We start from the raw sequence: 18,689 nt of genomic DNA, 5'->3' as shown, positions 1-18,689 counted from the left end.
TGTAATGAATAAAAAAGCATACAACATTCTGTACGCTTCAAAACTTAATCTTTCATTCCATAATTCTTAAATTCTTCCTCATTCCCACAAAATACATTCAAATCAATATACTTTTCTTTCCCGTTATACCCTCTTAACCTTCCACGATTTGTGTATTGCCAAAACGTCCAATTTCTTTCATCCGATAAACTCGGTTTTGTAAGAACACTACGAATCCATATATCACATTGAGGATATGCATCTTTTATGTACAAATCATACGCCTCTTGAGTTGCATACAATATTACTTTCTTGTCATAATGTTTTTCTAGCATTTTTACCATTACTGTCAACTCTTTCTCAACATCTTCACGATGAGGTGGATTATCTTTTTTATTAGCATAAAACTCAACATCAATTACCGGTGGCAATGCTTGTTTATATTTTGGAACGGTTCGTATATATTGCTTTGCTTGCGTTTCACCTTTACTATCAAAACTAAAAAAATGATACGCTCCGGTGCGCATACCTGTCTTATTTGCATTCATCCAATTTGTCGAAAAGTACTCATCCACAAACGCACTTCCTTCAGTAGCCTTTATAAACGCAAACTTCATATTTTGTTTTTCTAACTCTCTCCAATCTATCTCTCCTTGATAAGATGCGACATCTACACCTTTTATCTCATATTTGTCCGCACTGAATTGATTCGGAATGAATATACCTTGAAAAACTAAATAAGCGACAACACCCATTACACTAATTAAGGTTAAAACTCCTCCTATAATAAATTTCTTTTTCATTCATATCCCCCATCTTTGCGCATTAAAATTCTACTTACCATTCACGTTTTTTATTAATCATCATTTTTTCTTCAAACGCCTTCTCTAAATCAATATTTAGTTTATTCGCTAAATCACATACATTCCAAATTACATCAAACATTTCTAAACCGATTTCTCGTTTCGACTCTTGTATTTTATCACGCTTTAAAATAGCTTCTGTTAATTCCCCTAATTCCGCCATTGCATACATCGTGCGCTCTTCAATTGTTGTATGTTGAAACCCTTTTTCTTTACTAAAACTTGCTACATTTCTCTGGAATTCTGAAATATTCATACTTAATCTCCCTTCTTCACAAATGCCAGTTTTCTATTAAACTTAAAATCAAAACTGGATTTTGTTAAATTATAACATTCATACTATAATTTATTTATAGCCCATTAACGGAGGTGTTTCTGGTGACTCTCTTCGCATATTCATCATTATTTATTCTAGCAATCATTTCATTTGCACTAGCATATTTCATCGGAGTAAAGCAATACACTTGGCTCTTATCAGGATTCAATGAACGACGCGTGCCGGATAAAGTGAAGTTATCAAAAATAGTCGGTCTTTATAATTTATTTGCTGGTGTTATTGCCACAATTGGCAGTGTCTTCATTACTCCTAATGTTAAAATTATATTTCCCATCATTATTATTGGCCACGTTATAATTGCTGCTTATGTAAATACACGTATGGTTCAGTAAAAAAGATCATCCAATTAGATGATCTTTTTTTATAACTTATCAACATATTGCTTCGCTTCTAACAATGAAAAACCAAAAGCCTCTCTCACTCTCTTAACTGCTGTAATCGTTTTTCCATCTTCCACAAGCTGGCGTAATTCTTTATTAATTTCATGTTCTCTTTCTACAAATCCCATTTCTTTCTTAATTACTTGTAATCTATCTTCAATCCGCTTTAAACGCGTATTTGTTTTCTTTTCGATTTTATTTAATTTTTCAACGATATAAATGAATCCAAAGGCTGCTATCGGTATAATTATCCATAATTCCATAAACGCTCCCCCTTATTAGTTTTCATTTGTTTTACTTCACTAATTTATGTAAATTTTACCACAAAAAACATTTAATGTATAATATTAATATACAACACTATTGATAAAACCTATTATTTTAGGAGGACACTTTATGAAAAGATTTTTGAATACGTTATTGCAATTTGTAGTTCTTTCAATCATGCTACATTTATCATTTGATATAGTTGGTTGGCTTGTTTTCAGTGCACCAATTGAAAACAAACAAATCATCATTTCTTTAATAACAACCTCATGGCTTATGTACATGTACAGAGATAAATTTTTTAGAACATATACTTCGAATTAACTTAAAATAAAAAAACACTTCATCAATATAAAATGAAGTGTTCTCTTTTTCTCTTTTTCTCTCTTTCTCTCTATTTATTACTGTATAATAAAACTAATATTCTATCTTTTCTAAAGAAGGAGTCACTATGAACTTAAAAAGTAACAATATATATGAGAGAATGAACGAATATTCCGTTGCAGGATTAAGCCTTGCCGTTATACGTGACGGTAGACTTGATGAAACTACTGCCTTCGGAACACTTGAATCTGGAACAACTAGAACTGTCAATACGAATTCCATATTCAATTCTTGTTCTATTAGCAAGTTCATCACCGGCATACTCACACTAAAATTATGTGATCAAGGCATAGTACATTTAGATGAAGACGTAAATGATAGACTCACATCTTGGAACATCCCTACTAATCTATTTACTCTACAGAAAAAAGTCACGTTGCGAAACTTATTAAGTCACCAATCTGGGATGATTGATCCTCCTAATAGTTTTGAACATTATACACTTGCACAAGGGCTACCAAGCATGTCTGAACTCCTTGCTGGTAAAACATTATATTGCCCAGTACCTATAGAAACAACTTATAAACCAGAAAGTGAATTTCACTACTCAGATGCAAACTTTTGTATAATCGAGCTACTACTTGAAGATATTACAGGGAAATCATTTGCTCAGTTATTAGAAGAACATATCTTCCAGCCACTACAAATGAAAAATAGTAGACTCTTCTCTCCCGAAGTCATAGATAAAACCGATTATTTTGCTTGCGGTCATAATAAAGATTGCACCGTTACAAATGAGAAGTATCTATTTTATCCATTCGCAGCTGCTTCAGGTATTTGGACAACACCAACTGACTTATCAGCTTTAGTTATTGAAATCATTCATTCCTTACAAGGAAAGGGCAAACTAAAACTTTCTCAAAAATTAGTAATAGACATGATTTCTCCTCAAGGTTGCTCAAAATGGACTGGATTAGGTGTTTTTCTAGATGATCCTAATGAAGAATTACAGGTTTATTCACTCGGATGGGGCGTTGGATTTCAATGTATGATGGTTTGTTATCCATACTGCGGGAATGGTGCTGTTATTATGACCAATTCCGATTTAGGTGTTCATCAAATGGAAGGGATTATTGGTGAGGTTGTAAAAACGTTATCCTTATAATGAAAATAAAGAAGCTGTTCCTTCCAGCTTCTTTACCTATATAACATTTTTCGCAACAATTTTAATATGTTCTGGTGCGATAATTTCAGTTATACTTTCTTGAAAATCTTCACGCAACATTTCTTCAATATGTTCTAGTTGCACTTCAACATGAGTACATTCTAAATTATGTATGTTTAATAATGCATAATGATCTTTTTTCTTAATTACTAAATATTGATTTTCCTCTGTTACGAGCATTGAACCTAATCGGACTCCTAGTAGGCGTTGATCATCAAACTTCATAATTACTTCTCCTTCCTTCACATATATATAATTAGCATACAAATAATTATATTTATGGAAATTCCTATAATGTAGACTATATCATAATTTACTAAAATATAAATATCATTTTTCTTCCCAATGAAAATTCCTATTTTTTGATATATTTCGATACAAAAAAACTTTCTCAACAAAAAAATAAGAATTTTCAGTTTTTTATTCCGTGAAAATCTATTATAATAAAGTTAATAAATGTTTGACCTCTCCTAATTCATGTACATATGGATGATCAGTAGTTGCTGCTACTGATCTATTTTTTTGATTTCAGAAAGCAAATATGCTGCATCCTTTCCTACACCACAAATAAGTGCAGAACCCCTTTGAGATTGCCATGGTAAACCGATATAATACAATCCTCTTACTGGACTAATCCCCTTTACATGATTAGGACATCCATTCCCATTCACTGCCCTTTCTATTTCAATCCATTTATAATTCTGAATAAAACCTGTTGACCATATAATGCTTTCTGCACTATACGTGCCACCGTTCTGAAACATAATGTTATTTTCTGATGCACTTACTACTTTTTCCTGTAGCTGTATTGCTCCATTACGAATGAGTTCCTTACCTTCAAATCCAAAAATGGGATCCTTTCTCTTTTGAAACCATTTCCCCCTCTTTGTATTTACTTCGGCGTACAATAAACCCAATTTTTCTAACCAATTAAAAATACTTTTTCTAAAAAGATGTAACGGTAAATACGTTAAAGGATGACTAATAGACATTGTAACTTCATGAGTCTTTGCCAGTTCTACTGCAATTTGCATTCCTGAATTCCCGCCACCTACTACTAGTACTTTTCCCTTAGGGATTTGTGATGGTGATTTATATTGTGATGAATGTATTTGATAAACATGCGATGAAAGATGTTGTGAAAATGAGGGAATGAATGGCTGCTGAAAACCACCTGATGCGATAATAACTTTTTTTGATTGTAATATTTCTTTAGAAGTATGTAATTCAAATATTTCTTTCTCTTTCCTTATTTTTAAAACTTCCGTTTGCAATTGTACCGGTAGTTGAAAATACTGTACATATTCTTCTAAATACATTGTAATTTCATCTTTATGTGGAAATTCATTCTTTTCTCCTTTTAATATCATCCCTGGTAAACTGCTATATTCCCTTGGTGTGAAGAGCTGCAAAGAATCATATCGATTTCTCCATGAATCACCAATCCGATTTCCTGACTCAAGTAGTAAAAAATTATATCCTTCTTGCTTCAAGTAGTATCCCATTGTTAATCCAGCTTGACCCGCTCCGACGATAATTGCATCTAACATCCTTTTCCTCCTTCTCATTTCACATGAATATATGCTCATTTGTTCATATGTTTTATCATACGATTTATTTTTCAATAATTCAATCTGTTTAACAAAATGAAAAAGAGCAGTTCACTACTTTATGAACTACTCTTCATTCCATTTATTTAATACGTAATTACACTGCACTATCTCTGAAAAATTTATATATTAATCCCTTCCGGTTCTACCATCTCTCCTCATAAAATACGATTCTATTTGAAAACGGATCAATTACAGTTAATTCGATTGTATCCCAAGGTGTTTTTTCTATATTTGGCTTCGAATAAGCATATTCTTTATTCAATAATATAGAATGATAATCCTCTACATTATCTATTTTGACGCGAATCGCACCGCCTGGCGAAGCATCTCCATGATGTTCTGATAAATGCATTACAGCATCATGTAACGAAATTTGTATATATAATGGCATATGTTCCTCATAACGATGTTCCCAATCCATTTTAAATCCTAAAAAATCCAAATAAAATAGCTTTGCTTTTTCAACATCAACAACTCTAAATATAGGTGTAATCATTTATAATCCTCTCCTACTTATAAACATCTGCCGCCAATTCCCTCAATACATCCACATTCACTACTTCAAAACAACCATTGTTCTTTTTTATAACCTCTTTATCACAAAAAATATTTAATGTGCGCAATAAATGCCGATAACTCGTTCCTAACAATTCAGCTGTTTCCGTTAAATTCCCACTAAATACAATTCGATTTCCGTGCTGCACTGCTCGTTCCCCTGCTGCTAACATGTAACTTGCAAGTCTGTTTTCAAGTGGATATAGTAAATTAATTGTACTATTTTTCGAAAGTCGATTTAACTTATGTGCTAACGATCCGCAAATACATCGCAAAAATTTCGCATCATAAAATAGTTGATTTCTCACTTTCCCTAAAGGCAAACCAACACAATATGAATCTGCCATCACTTGTACGTTTGAAGCAGTCTTTTGAGAATGAATTAACTCAACATCCCCTAGCAGCTGCAAACTATCATAAAAGCATAACAATACAGATTTCCCGTTACTTAACGTATTAAACGCTTTCGCTTTTCCTTCAACAAAAAAATATAAATAATCTATCTCTTCATTTTCTCTACAAATAAACTCATTCTTTTTAAAAAATATAAGTTCCATATACGGTTTCATATCATTACTAAAAAAGGAGTCAATATTATTTTGTTTCATATACTCTGCTAATTTAATTGAATTACATACTTTCTTCATAGTTCCCCCGCCTTTACAACTCATCCCCATTGTAATCAAAATTTTCTTCTTCCACTATGACATATGTCATAGTAATACACAATTTTAGCATGATACAGTCATTACAAATATGAAAATTAAAGGGGATATTACATTGTATAACTTTCTTTCTGTCTTTATTGGTGTGCTCATCGCCGTTATGCTTCCACTGAACGGGATTTTATCTGAATTAATTGGCAAGTACACAGCGAGCGTTGTCATTCACCTTGTCGGTTTAATTGCAGTTATCTTCATTTTAATCATAAACAAAAATAAAATTCATTTTAATAAAAGCATTCCACTTTTTTTATATAGTGCTGGAGCGATTGGGGTATTCACTGTTCTTTTTAATAATATAAGTTTCTCCGTCCTTGGTGCCTCTATTACGATCGCATTAAGTTTACTCGGTCAATCTATTGCTTCCATCGTTATTGACCATTTCGGTTTATTAGGAATGAAGGTTGCAAAGTTTGAAAAGAAAAAACTAATTGGATTATGCTTCATCTCTTCCGGAATTATAATCATGACAATTTATTAATGGAGGCAAGAAAATGTTATATATTACTATCGCTATTTTAGCTGGTGTTTCTATCGTTGTTGCTAGAATTATTAACGCGAATTTAGCAAAGGAAATTGGCAATTGGGAAGGTACCTTTTTCAATTATATTACTGGATTATTTTTCTCCGCTCTATTTTTAATTTTCAGTTCAGATTCATTTTATATTCCAATTCATACGTTGCAATCCATTCCTATCGCTGTATACTTAGGCGGATTAGTAGGCGTTATCGTCATTTCATTATCAAACTATATTACTCCTAAAATATCTGCATTTTATTTAACGTTACTCATCTTTATTGGACAATTATTTGCGGGCACTATCATTGATTTCTTCCTATCAAATGAACTATCAATCGGCAAAGTGGTCGGTGGAATTTTCGTATTAATTGGGCTTACTTACAATTTACTCGTTGATCGCCCTATAAAAACTGTGAAGCATAACCAAGTTCAACTATAATACTTTACGCTTGCCTATCATATATTAATAGAAAAGCTCTTCACACGAAGTAATAGAGAGGAGAATACCCTATTAAGAAAATCATTTTATTGCTAGGTAGTGCATTGATTATTTTTGGAATCATATGGTTTTTCAACTTTGGAAAATCTATTCAAGATTTCTATACAGCAAGTAAACCAAAGAAGAAAGCTACTATCATTTCAACTCAAAGGGACCCAAATGAGCCCCCTGTCTTTTTAGGAAAACAGGAAATAAAAGATATACATGTCGAGTCAATTAAAACAAAAAAGGATATCTTTCTTACAAAAACAGATGAAGTAAAAACGTTTATTAACAGTATGGATACCGCCAAAAAAGGAAAATTAACATTAGATGAAGAAGGATCAGATTTAATAGATTGTGATATGTGGATTACTTTCGAAGATGGAACTTATAAAAAATATTTCATATGGGTAGTTGACCATCATAGTAACGAAGTGATGATTGCTCGGCAAGATACTCCTGATGATGTAAACCTTACGTACTATCAATTAAATGAAGGTAGTTCAAAAAAGGTTTATAACTTATTTAAAAAAATTATTTAAACAAAAAAGTCATGAGCACGTAAGCTCATGACTTTTTGCACTATATATATTCCGGGAACACTTTACAGCTCTTTTCCTGTTCTATATCATGTCCAAAGAAAACAATTGGATTCTCTTTCCTAACAATTTCTTTTAAACGCTTAATTGAAGATAAAGCTAATTCCGAATCAACCCCCGCGAACGGCACTTCATCTTCAAAATTCTCTTTCGTATACGATGCATCAATCGTTAATAACACTGGGCCAGAGTTTTCCGTCTCAATGAATAGTGACTGATGTCCTGGAGTATGTCCTGGCGTATACAATAATTGAACACCTGGTACGACTTCATAATCCCCTTCAATGATTTTGTAGTTTAAATTCGGCAATATACATTCTTTCAAATATTCTTCACTATGTTGTGCCGTCTCATATTCAGCACGCTGCACAAGAATCGGTGTATTTGTAAAAGCACCATTTCCCCCTGCATGATCAAAATGCAAGTGAGAACTAATAATATAAAGAAGGTCTTCCGGCTCATAACCAACGCGTTTTAAAATATTCACGATCCTATCTTCTTCAGTCATTTTCGGTAAAATCTGCCCTTCAACAAATGTACCGTCAAATAAATTTTCATTATTAACCGCACTTTCTGGCATACCTGTATCTACTAAAATTGGCCCTTCTTCTGTCTCCAATAAATAACACCATACTGGTAAGTTTAATAAATTCCCCGGTGTGAGCGTACTATTAACAGAAGAATGATCTAACATACAACGACCAGCTGGCACGAAATAAAGCTTCTTTACCGTCATTATGTATCCACCTTTACATTTCGTTTTGAATAAAACAATACAGTAAAAAATTCTACTTTTTAGAAATAAACTCCTTCTACTCTTTCATTCCAGCATACAAAAAAATGTACTTTTTACATAACAGCATTTCACCATCTATAATAAAGGAGTAAATGATTCTTACTTTAATGGAGGGACTACAAATGAAAGCAATTGGTTTACATGAATACTTACCTATTGAAGAAGAAAACAGTTTAATTGATATTGAAGTTGAAAGACCTGTTGCTATAGGAAGAGATATGCTTGTTAAAATTAACGCGATTTCCGTTAATCCAGTTGATGCAAAAGTTCGCTCTCCGAAAGATAAAAAAGAAGATGTAGCGAAAATACTTGGCTGGGATGCTAGTGGTGTTGTCGTACAAACTGGCGAAGGTTGTACGTTATTTAAAGAAGGCGATGAAGTGTTTTACGCTGGAAGTATTACGAGACAAGGTACATATAGTGAATACCACCTAGTCGATGAAAGAATCGTTGGTAAAAAACCTAAAACTTTAAGTGATACTGAATCTGCCGCAATTCCTTTAACAGCTATTACGGCGTGGGAAGGTTTATTCGAGCGTTTAGGCATTAATTACGCTAAGAAAAGCGAAAATACATTTAAAAACATTTTAATTATCGGCGGAGCTGGTGGTGTCGGTTCAATCGCAATTCAGCTTGCGAAATGGGCTGGATTAAATGTAATCGCAACTGCGTCTCGCGATGAAACGATAGAATGGGTGAAAAACTTTGGAGCTGACCATACAATTAACCATCATAAACCTTTAAAAGAGCAACTACAAAGCCTTGGATTCAACGATGTAGATTATATTTTCTGCTTAAATAATACAGATCAGCATTGGCATGGTATAGGTGAAGTAATTAAACCACAAGGTAAAATTTGCTCTATCGTAGAAAATGAACATCCTCTTGAAATGGGCATTCTAAAAAGTAAAAGTGCGACCTTTGTTTGGGAGTTTATGTTCACAAAGCCGATGTATGAAACTGGTGATATGATTACGCAGCATGAACTATTAAATAAAGTGAGCGAATTATTAGATGAAGGTATTTTAAAGACCACTTTAAATGAAACATTAGCACCAATTAACGCTGAAAACTTAAAGAAAGCACATGCATTACTTGAGAGTGGACGTACAATTGGGAAGATTGTATTAGAGAAGTTTTAATAAAAAAGTCCGATTTCTAAAGAAGAAATCGGACTTTTTTTACCTTTATTTACTTGAAATCTCTTGATCATTTTGAGTATCTAATGGCGCTCGCTTCCCTATTCCGAAAGCATAGAAACTAATTGTAACGATAGCTAAGAAAACAATACCTACAACTAGTGAGATACGAGTATCATCGTTAAACCACATTCCGATTAATACCATAATTAAAAAGGCAATCGTTAAATAGTTTGTAACAGGAGCAAATGGCATTTTGAACGGATGATCCTTCATCTCTGCCCCTTTTTCTTTTCTAAAACGAATTTGACTAATTAAAATGACGAACCATGGTACCATACCTGGAAGTACACTCGCACTATACACATATACGAATAAGTTTTTTGGCGCAATATAACTTAAAACTACACCAACCGCTAAACCAATTATTACACCAACTGTACCAAATAATGGAACACCGTTACTAGAAATTTTCGTAAAATATTTCGGTGCTTGTCCATTTACACCTAACGTATACAGCATACGTCCAGCACTATAAATACCACTATTACAACCAGACATCGCCGCTGTAATAACAACGAAGTTAATAAGTCCAGCAGCTGCCGTAATACCAATCTTCGCAAAAGTTGCCACGAACGGACTACCAATTGTACTTAATTGATCCCACGGATACACAGTTACAATAACGAAAATAGCACCAATATAGAATATTAAAATACGCCAAATTGTACTTTGAATCGCTCTTGTAAGTGTCTTCTTCGGATCTTTCGCTTCACCAGCAGTAATCCCAATTAATTCCACACCTTGATATGCTCCAACTACAAGTGATAATGCAAAGAAGAATCCTGAAAAACCACCTGTAAAGAAACCGCCATTTGACCAAAGATTAGATATGCCAATCGCTTCTCCGCCGTTACCAATTCCGAAGAAAATAAGGCCAAATCCAGCAATAATCATTAATAAAATTGTAACGATTTTAATCATCGCAAACCAAAATTCAAATTCACCAAATGACTTAACAGAAATTAAGTTAGCTGCACCAAGAATAACCATTGCAATCACACCTGGTATCCAAGCCGGTAGACCTGGGAACCAATATTGCATATACGCTCCAACTGCGATAATCTCTGACATCCCAACGATAACCCACTGGAACCAGTTACTCCACGCTGTCATATAACCAGCTAACGGGTGAATATACTTATGACCGAACGTCGCAAATGAACCTGTACTTGGCTCCATATACAACATTTCTCCCATGGCACGCATGATGAAGAAGATAAAAATACCTGCAATTGCATAGGCAAGCATTACTGACGGACCTGTCCACTTAATCGTGCTAGCTGAACCCATAAACAAACCAACACCAATTGTTCCGCCTAAAGCAATCATTTGAATATGACGTGCTTCTAAACCTCTTTTCAATTCTTTGTTTGCCACTTCACTTCCCCCTCTTAGATGATTCATAGCCGCATTTTAAAACAAGATGCTTTCCCCTAATTCCTTTTGGCCTGAAAATGATGAAGCAAACGTCATTTTACACTAGCTTTAAAGCTATCCTAAAATCGTTTTTTGCCTCTTACAAAATTCTCAAAACCTTTCATCTTCCAATATTCTATAAATCTTAAAATTACTTATTTTATATTAATTCATTTATCTGAAAAATTCAATTATTTTTTCAATAAATTAATATGCATAATGATGTTTAATTTTTAACTGAATTAGCAATAAAATACATCTATTCAAAATGGTTCCGATATGAATATTATTACAATATAAATAACCGAGGAGAGCATATCTTCCTCGGTTTCACATCTCATGTACTTCAATCTTTATAGTTGATAACGTTAGTTCCCACACGTCCGATTCATATACCAATCAGAAATTTAATATATTAATAAACTACTAACTTCTTTACTCCAGCCCAATTTTGAGACAGGAATCTTACCGCCTCAAAACAGCAGGATAAAATATAAAAGAGCCTCATTTTCCAATGAGACTCTTTTCCTAATACATAATTAAACTGTTTTTTCATCTCGTTTACCAACAATAAACACCTTAGTAAACACCAACATGATAGCTACAATAGCTAGAAAATAAAGTGGCATCACCAGTAACGAGCCCGTATGAAGTTGACTCATTCCCCAAATTGTCACCGTCACTATTATATAGTACCCTAAGCTAAACAATGCTCCAGCTGTACCAATGACATCTTGAAAATCTACTAATGCTAAACTTAAACAGTTAGGTAATGCTACCCCAATTCCTAATAGCAATATAAACATCGCTACTAAAAATCCAATCATATATATTATGTTTGGATTTGATCCAACTGAAGTAATAATAGATAAAGCGACTGCTCCACCTGTCATTACAAAACAACCGATATATATAATTTTCTCTGGTTTATAAGTGGTAAGTAACCGCTTTGAAACTTTCGCTCCAATAATAGAAGCGGAAGCAACAACAATTCCTAGAAATCCGTACATACTAGGCGATAACTGAAAGTATTCAATAAAAATAAACGGCGCTTCTGCATAATAGCTAAATAAAACGCCATTCGCTCCTCCAATTAATAGCCCATATGTTACTACTTTCGGATTTGTAATCAACCGTTTTAAAACAGAAAACACATTTATTTTATCCGTTACTGCACCCGTTTTTGTTTCTGGAAGAGAAACAAACGTATACAGCAAAATTCCGATACTCATAACTACTAAACTTAAAAATACTATTTTAAATCCAAACATTTGATCAAGAAAGCCACCAATTAACGGTCCTATTGCTGGTGTAAAAGCAATGACTGCCGAAATTTGAGCAAACATAACGTGACGTTTATGCCCTTCTACACTTTCACGAAGAATCGTTTGCGTCACAACTGATCCTGCACTTGCTCCAAACGCCTGAATAAAACGACTTAACAATAAAAATTCAATGGAACTTGCAATAAAGCATAAGAAGCTCCCCGCGCCATATATGACAATTCCAAGTAACATCGCCGGGCGACGACCAATTATATCGGATAACCATCCAATAAAAAATACACCTAAAGCAAATCCAGCAAAATAAACACTAAGCGTTAACTGCACCTCATTATTGCTTACATGTAACGCCTTTGAAATGTCTGGTAAAGACGGTGTATAAATTGTTTCACTAATTTGCGGAAATGCTACAAGAATAATCATTAACCAAAGTGATGGTACTGAGACTTTTTTCATTTTTCATACCCTCCTATAACTTTGAAAATCTCAGAAATAAAAAGACTTTCCTAAGCTACGGAACAGGAGGGGCCATTATAGAAATCCGATCATAAAACAACAAAGAAAACACCTCAATTACGTATGTTAATACTTATAGGAGGGTAATATTAACATTGATTTTTAAATATACTTTTTCAATTATATTACATATTATCTCTACTTTTCTAGTGTTGATGCCTTGATTATTTGTTAGAAGATTATCATTTTTATATTATCTGAAAACTAATTCATTTCAAAAAACAGTAAAAAGAGCTGATTCAAAATATAGTTTAAGTCAGCTCTTTTCTCTCTTTTTTAGTACTTTTATGCTGATCTATTTTGTTTTTCTCGTGTTGCAAATTGTTTTTCACTACGATTCCCCATAAATCTAAAACATAAAGATAGGTGCAATCAGAGAAAATTTAACAAAAATAATTTATGAAGCATTTGAAGATAAACTTTTATCTGGAGTAAGACCTTTCCGTTAAATATAGCGTTTATAAAAGGGATTAGCCGTACATAAGACGAGCGCCTAAAATACAATTCTGTTAGAAAATTTTGCGCTATATTCTCTTTTATTTTATTTATGATAGCTGATTAATAACACATTCTAAAAATTTGTCTACCTTTTCTTTTGATGTCTCCGGCGCATGATAACCAATCGTAAATGTAAGTCTTCCATTATAAGTGCTTGCTCCCATTGAAAAGAATGGTGCATACATAATGGGTGATGTCATATACCCGTCCTCAGCTTGAATTTCACCAAACTGAATAGGTTCATCAGCGATCACCCCGAAATTTGTCATTAATGGCAACGCCATCCCCATCTGTACAGCCTGCTCGTATTGCTGATTATACATTTCCTTCACCGTAGATAGCTTCATACCTGCCAGTATCTCCATTCCTGCCGCTGAAGAAAGACCTGGATTTTGGCCCTTTATTTTATCCATTGATTGTTTAACTCGAACAAGAGTCTGATTAAATGATTCACCATCTTCCATTTTAATCACTGGCATTTCCATTCCGGATAAGTTGCAAATAGCACCAGTCGTATAATTAGGCAGATATCGACGTAAATCAATTGTCAAACCGATCATTTTTTCTGCGGTGCGAGGTTCTGCATACACAGTGAAATGTGATAAAGCACGGAAGTATGCAGTCATGATTACATCATTCAAGGTAGCCTGTTGTGCTTTTGTCCATTTGGTTAGACATAGAGTTTGTTCACGGCTCAACCGCCCTACAGACATTTTGGGGGATTTATTTTTGTTGGGTTGAGATGGAAAAGACCATAACGATGCCTGCTGTTCTTGGTTAGGACGATACGCACTTTTTACGTCCGATATTCCAGCATATTTGAATACATGTGATTGATCTCGAAAACTCTCATTTCCCTCACCAAATTCCTTTATAATTTGATCCTTAGATCCTCCTAAGGAAAGGTGCGTATAAATTGCTCCAAGCAAATTAATATATTCCTTGACTCCTGCACCATCTGAACATAGATGAGATAATTTCACAACTAACATATCTGTTGTAGTGCCTCGTAATAATATTGTTTGAACCATAGGCCCCTGAATACGATCACCAGGTTCCTTAATAAAATCTATTGCCATTATTTCAAGTTCTTGATCATTTCCTTCAGCAAAAAAGCAAATAGATGAGTTAGTACCAGATGAATGTTCCTCCCAGTAAGGAATATCATTTTCTACAAATCGGCTATTCAAAACTGGCTGCAATTGTAACGTTATCCTTACTGATTGTTCAAGTATTTCCTTTGATAGACCTACAGGAAAATAAAGAACCGCATTAATTTGTTGATCTGCAGAATAAAGACCTAATAAATAATTCATTCGATCTTGAGGTGTTACTGAATACTTTCCTTGTTCCATAATTTTGTCCCCCTTTTAAGATTTTTTGTATAACCTTATGCTCCATCTAGTTGTAACTTTTCTAGTCATTTTTCTTCAAAAGCTAATAATGCTTATTTTTTGAATTTTTTCACGAAAGCACCTTTTCCATACTGCTTCCATTCTTTTTGCAGCTCTTTGTAGGTGATATGCCCATTATTTTATTGTTATCGATATCCCCTACCCTTCAACAAAATCAAACAAAAACGTTTTTAGTCTATACATATACAAACATAATATAATAACGTTTACAAATTATCAATAAAACAAATAAATCATTTTTTATACCTGTTAATAAAAAACAATAATATAATACGTTTATGGATTACTTCATAAACAACAAACAAGACGCCACCCAAATCGTGGGAGCGCCTAGAATAATGCTACAAACTTAATGAAATCTATTTATCCTCACGTCATTTATTTCTTTGCTTCCATACCCCATTCTCTTTACGATAAGTATTCTTTCCATTCATGAATCCAGCTGTATTACCAGGAATGCTATATTTCTTATTTTTAGCCTTCTTCTTCATCCTCTTCTCTTCTTGAATAGCTTGTAAATCCACCTTCCATTGTTTCAACAAATCCTTTTTACGTCGCATCGAATTTGTACCCCTCAGATTTAAATATAAATCTATTAATCATATTATATAAATTTTATTTTTTCTCAATACAAAAGAGGGCACCCTCGCCCAGGTGCCAAGAGATACATATATATTGAGATAACTAACACGCTAGAAAAGACTTCAACCGGATCAAGGCAACACCTATTGATAATTGCTATTAATTTAATCATTAACAAATATATCCGGCCCCTTCTTCAACATGTACGAGAAGCCCGAAATAAATACAACACTAAATATAATAATAGAAGACCACATATTAAAATGATATTCTTTACCTGCAACCAAATTATATATGTTATGGACCAAGAAATTAGCACCTATAATAATTCCAGCTAACATTGAACTAATTAAAATGCTCATTAAATAAAACTTAAGCTTTTGAAACATTTCCCCTCTACCTCTTTTCTAAAATAAACTTTATTTAGGTTATCCTAGAAAATTATACCATTTAATTTCCAAATGTTATTAAAGCTATATTTTAATTAAGGTTATTTTAAGGAAGGTATCATTTATTCCAATATCTAGTTTGTTCAAATTTTCGTTTAACATGTACCAAATTATGTTTTTCCTTCTAAATAGACCAACAATATATTAAAATACTTTATATATCAAGGAGGTTTATCATGATCAACTTTCATAAAACATTCCCCATCTTAGGATTCTTTTTATTTTTATACAGTTTTATCAGCATCATTTTTTTATTACTATTCCTTAGCGTTTAGTAACAACACGTATAAGTATATATTTAATGTGTAATTTCTATATTAAAAAAGAAAAAACAATAGTTTTGGATGCTTTTCTAGTTTTATTTTAAGATACCTCTTTGTAATCTGTAATAATTTGCTGACTCTCATCATCATTATCAATTTCTTTTCTTAAGTATTCAAAGGTAATTTCGATTTCTTCCTTACTCTCATAATAAATCCCTTTTGTCCTTTTAATTTCTGGGTCTAGTTGTTTTCCTCTGTCTTGAAGCGGGTTTATTTCTGCTCTTACGAAAAGGCTTTTTAGAATTTCAAAAGCCAGAAAAAAAGTTTTGGATTACACTCGAATCTTTAATTCTAATCGGAACAGCCTGGATGTTAATAGGACTTTTTATGTAACCTACATAATCAGTAAATCCCCTGAATAAAACTTCATATTCCGTCAACACTGTAGATGACATTAGATTTTTCTCCTTGCTCCCCCTTGGAGATGAGCAGTTAGCTTTTGCTAACTGCTCCTTTATTTATAACAAAAAGTAAGGTAAAAGTTACTCTCATTTTAATTAAACAACTTACTATCAATCCCCCTTCCTTTAAACCCTTGTTGCTAATGTAGTCATTCTTTTCTTATAAATTAAGCTTGCCACTGTTAAGTAATATTTGGTCATTGAGAAAAAATAAAAAGATAATGAATCGTAATTTTTTTACAAATCATCATCTTTTATTTTCCGTATTTTAACATTCTGTAAATGCATTAGCCCCAAAATAACGTACTTTTATAATTTGCCGATGATGAAGCTCATGACCAGCAATAATGTTTGCTAATGCACGAACCGTGACTTCAGAATTGTTCGCAATTCCCCTTTTTAACCAGGCATCTTTATCTAAACTTTTAAGTAAATGCACAGTAGATTGGCGAACAACTGTTAAATTCGTAAGAAGATCTTGCATAGATTGCTTATCAAAAGCTGCTCTAAGAACATACATATCGTCATTATAGCCAGGAAGTTCTGCTGTCTCACCTCTTGCTATGGACAGCAAACGATATGCCATAATACGTTCAGTATCTGCAATATGACCGATTACTTCTTTTATACTCCATTTATTAGGAGCATATCGAAAATGTCCCTCACTATCAGAAATATCCTTCAATAAAAGATTCGTTTCCTTCATTTGTTGCTCTAGAATATGTATGATATCTCCATCTGGTACTAATTTTATGTACGTTGAATAGTATGGGTTATATTCATTTGTTCCTGGTCTCTTTTGCATACTTATCCACCTCAGTATTTCATTTACACCCTACTTCAAAATGTTATCACATTAATCTAATTATTTGAATTACAAAACAAACGGTCTCCACATATGTTCATCAACTTAAGGTAAGCGGTTTGATTCTATTACAAAGTTTTCTACATGAGGCTACAATCTAGAACATGTTTCAACAGATCCATATTGTTCTAGTAGTAATTAAAAATTTTAAAACTAAAAAAGGACTCTATTTATGTAGGTCTGTTTTTAAGTATTTATAATTGATTTGTATCTAAAAATAAACATTCTATACGTATACATGCATAGTATGTTTTATCTAACTGCTATATGCTTTGTGCCAATTATAATATGAAGGACCTAAATACTCTTTTCGTTGACAAATAATGCTCGGTTCTCATAGTATCCATTCCTAATTGGATTTAGTTTATAAAACTCGTTTAGCACATTGTTTCAGTTTTTTTGCAAAAAATAGGTTCGTCCTCCACCTTCATTTAACGCTTGGAGGAAAGCGATTTCTCATTCGTATAATAAAAAGAGGGAGAATTGCCCCTCTTTCGTTTATATTGAGCTATTTTACAAGGTTAAATCATCCCTTTTAATATCAATCCTAAAACTGACATTACTATCGCACTAATAATAATTCGCAAAATCCAAGTTGTGTTTGTACTTATTTTCTCTAATTGCTTATTGATTGTTGCTATGTCTTTCTCATTAATAGTGGTACGCGTTTCTAAAGTACGAATGTCTCTCATAATTTCTTTTTGCTCTGCTTTTAGGCTGTCAATTTTCGCGTAAACATCTTCCATATATTCACACCCTCTGTTCATCTTAATAGAAAAATTTATATATATTATGAGACAACCCTCTTACCCGTGAATACATTCCATATATTCGCGCACCAAATTATTTGTACAATCTAATTGAATTACTTACATGTTTCCATTCTTCTATATAAGTCAGCGTTTAGATAATATGCGATATGAATAAGCATTGAATTATTCTACTTTAAGAACGTATCCTGAACACTCTTTATATGCCGTTTCATAAAGACTTTCATCTTATTTTGATATTATCCCCTTTAGGTAGACAGTGTGAAAAAGACCATGTATACACATGGTACACTATTACTTGGAGGGGA

General features: G+C 33.1%; 22 protein-coding genes. 7 read left to right on the top strand and 15 right to left on the bottom strand.

Going from position 1 to position 18,689, the window contains the following annotated elements:
- Positions 1-44 precede the first annotated feature (44 nt).
- Positions 45-782 carry a glycoside hydrolase family 25 protein gene (locus tag JDS92_RS22555; RefSeq protein WP_098911839.1) on the bottom strand — a complete coding sequence of 246 codons (738 nt, stop codon included), beginning with the start codon at positions 780-782 and terminating at the stop codon, positions 45-47.
- A 34-nt stretch (positions 783-816) separates the two neighbouring features.
- Entirely contained in the window at positions 817-1,098 is a 282-nt protein-coding gene (locus JDS92_RS22550; protein WP_199632528.1) for a MazG nucleotide pyrophosphohydrolase domain-containing protein, read from the bottom strand.
- A 122-nt stretch (positions 1,099-1,220) separates the two neighbouring features.
- Here JDS92_RS22550 and JDS92_RS22545 point away from each other — a divergent pair, with 122 nt between their 5' ends.
- On the top strand, positions 1,221-1,511 hold the full coding sequence (locus JDS92_RS22545; RefSeq protein ID WP_199632527.1) for a DUF3784 domain-containing protein: 291 nt from the start codon (positions 1,221-1,223) through the stop codon (positions 1,509-1,511).
- A gap of 29 nt (positions 1,512-1,540) precedes the next feature.
- Here the strand turns inward: JDS92_RS22545 and JDS92_RS22540 are convergent, their stop codons facing one another.
- The gene (locus tag JDS92_RS22540) at positions 1,541-1,822 is read right to left on the bottom strand and encodes a hypothetical protein (RefSeq protein WP_199632526.1); all 282 of its coding nucleotides are present in this window, start codon (positions 1,820-1,822) and stop codon (positions 1,541-1,543) included.
- 133 nt (positions 1,823-1,955) lie between these two features.
- On the opposite strand from JDS92_RS22540, the gene JDS92_RS22535 reads away from it, so the two are divergent.
- Entirely contained in the window at positions 1,956-2,150 is a 195-nt protein-coding gene (locus tag JDS92_RS22535) for a hypothetical protein (RefSeq protein WP_097959790.1), read from the top strand.
- Between the two features lie 127 nt (positions 2,151-2,277).
- Positions 2,278-3,315 carry a serine hydrolase domain-containing protein gene (locus JDS92_RS22530; RefSeq protein ID WP_199632525.1) on the top strand — a complete coding sequence of 346 codons (1,038 nt, stop codon included), beginning with the start codon at positions 2,278-2,280 and terminating at the stop codon, positions 3,313-3,315.
- A gap of 36 nt (positions 3,316-3,351) precedes the next feature.
- Here the strand turns inward: JDS92_RS22530 and JDS92_RS22525 are convergent, their stop codons facing one another.
- The 4 genes from JDS92_RS22525 to JDS92_RS22510 form a co-directional block, all read right to left on the bottom strand.
- Positions 3,352-3,600 (bottom strand): hypothetical protein, encoded by a 249-nt coding sequence (locus JDS92_RS22525; RefSeq protein ID WP_000666941.1) that lies wholly within the window; start codon positions 3,598-3,600, stop codon positions 3,352-3,354.
- Between the two features lie 281 nt (positions 3,601-3,881).
- Positions 3,882-4,925: a flavin-containing monooxygenase gene (locus JDS92_RS22520; RefSeq protein WP_098911838.1), complete on the bottom strand. Its 1,044-nt coding sequence runs from the start codon at positions 4,923-4,925 to the stop codon at positions 3,882-3,884.
- A 205-nt stretch (positions 4,926-5,130) separates the two neighbouring features.
- On the bottom strand, positions 5,131-5,484 hold the full coding sequence (locus JDS92_RS22515) for a glyoxalase superfamily protein (protein ID WP_087970290.1): 354 nt from the start codon (positions 5,482-5,484) through the stop codon (positions 5,131-5,133).
- A gap of 13 nt (positions 5,485-5,497) precedes the next feature.
- Positions 5,498-6,190, bottom strand: coding sequence for a cyclic nucleotide-binding domain-containing protein (locus JDS92_RS22510; RefSeq protein ID WP_000754844.1), 693 nt, complete (start codon positions 6,188-6,190; stop codon positions 5,498-5,500).
- Positions 6,191-6,299: 109 nt separating this feature from the next.
- Between JDS92_RS22510 and JDS92_RS22505 the strand changes: the two genes are divergently transcribed.
- The 3 genes from JDS92_RS22505 (at position 6,300) to JDS92_RS22495 (ending at position 7,808) form a co-directional block, all read left to right on the top strand.
- Positions 6,300-6,746, top strand: coding sequence for a DMT family transporter (locus JDS92_RS22505; protein WP_002155830.1), 447 nt, complete (start codon positions 6,300-6,302; stop codon positions 6,744-6,746).
- A 13-nt stretch (positions 6,747-6,759) separates the two neighbouring features.
- Positions 6,760-7,224, top strand: coding sequence for a DMT family transporter (locus JDS92_RS22500; RefSeq protein WP_000965809.1), 465 nt, complete (start codon positions 6,760-6,762; stop codon positions 7,222-7,224).
- A gap of 89 nt (positions 7,225-7,313) precedes the next feature.
- A complete protein-coding gene (locus JDS92_RS22495; RefSeq protein ID WP_140158559.1) occupies positions 7,314-7,808 on the top strand; it encodes a hypothetical protein in 495 nt (164 codons plus the stop codon).
- A 40-nt stretch (positions 7,809-7,848) separates the two neighbouring features.
- Here the strand turns inward: JDS92_RS22495 and aiiA are convergent, their stop codons facing one another.
- Positions 7,849-8,601: a quorum-quenching N-acyl homoserine lactonase AiiA gene (gene aiiA, locus JDS92_RS22490; RefSeq protein ID WP_000216615.1), complete on the bottom strand. Its 753-nt coding sequence runs from the start codon at positions 8,599-8,601 to the stop codon at positions 7,849-7,851.
- A 182-nt stretch (positions 8,602-8,783) separates the two neighbouring features.
- Here aiiA and JDS92_RS22485 point away from each other — a divergent pair, with 182 nt between their 5' ends.
- Positions 8,784-9,803 carry a zinc-binding alcohol dehydrogenase family protein gene (locus tag JDS92_RS22485; RefSeq protein ID WP_000643743.1) on the top strand — a complete coding sequence of 340 codons (1,020 nt, stop codon included), beginning with the start codon at positions 8,784-8,786 and terminating at the stop codon, positions 9,801-9,803.
- A 45-nt stretch (positions 9,804-9,848) separates the two neighbouring features.
- Here JDS92_RS22485 and JDS92_RS22480 read toward each other — a convergent pair whose 3' ends face one another.
- The 7 genes from JDS92_RS22480 to JDS92_RS22450 form a co-directional block, all read right to left on the bottom strand.
- The gene (locus tag JDS92_RS22480; protein WP_199632524.1) at positions 9,849-11,240 is read right to left on the bottom strand and encodes an amino acid permease; all 1,392 of its coding nucleotides are present in this window, start codon (positions 11,238-11,240) and stop codon (positions 9,849-9,851) included.
- Positions 11,241-11,818: 578 nt separating this feature from the next.
- Positions 11,819-13,018 (bottom strand): multidrug effflux MFS transporter, encoded by a 1,200-nt coding sequence (locus JDS92_RS22475; RefSeq protein WP_000758027.1) that lies wholly within the window; start codon positions 13,016-13,018, stop codon positions 11,819-11,821.
- 605 nt (positions 13,019-13,623) lie between these two features.
- Positions 13,624-14,931 (bottom strand): condensation domain-containing protein, encoded by a 1,308-nt coding sequence (locus JDS92_RS22470; protein WP_087970286.1) that lies wholly within the window; start codon positions 14,929-14,931, stop codon positions 13,624-13,626.
- Between the two features lie 434 nt (positions 14,932-15,365).
- Positions 15,366-15,551, bottom strand: coding sequence for a hypothetical protein (locus JDS92_RS22465; RefSeq protein WP_001253135.1), 186 nt, complete (start codon positions 15,549-15,551; stop codon positions 15,366-15,368).
- 186 nt (positions 15,552-15,737) lie between these two features.
- The gene (locus JDS92_RS22460) at positions 15,738-15,962 is read right to left on the bottom strand and encodes a hypothetical protein (RefSeq protein WP_199632523.1); all 225 of its coding nucleotides are present in this window, start codon (positions 15,960-15,962) and stop codon (positions 15,738-15,740) included.
- 1,052 nt (positions 15,963-17,014) lie between these two features.
- On the bottom strand, positions 17,015-17,551 hold the full coding sequence (locus JDS92_RS22455; protein ID WP_199632522.1) for a DinB family protein: 537 nt from the start codon (positions 17,549-17,551) through the stop codon (positions 17,015-17,017).
- 581 nt (positions 17,552-18,132) lie between these two features.
- Positions 18,133-18,357, bottom strand: a complete 225-nt coding sequence (locus tag JDS92_RS22450) for a hemolysin XhlA family protein (RefSeq protein WP_000390466.1) — start codon at positions 18,355-18,357, stop codon at positions 18,133-18,135.
- Between the last annotated feature and the right edge of the window lie 332 nt (positions 18,358-18,689).

Origin of the sequence: Bacillus cereus group sp. N12 (assembly GCF_016483575.1) — a bacterium.
GTDB lineage: Bacteria > Bacillota > Bacilli > Bacillales > Bacillaceae_G > Bacillus_A > Bacillus_A toyonensis.
Note: the sequence above shows the minus strand (reverse complement) of the source record. Positions and strands in the feature narration are given on the sequence as shown.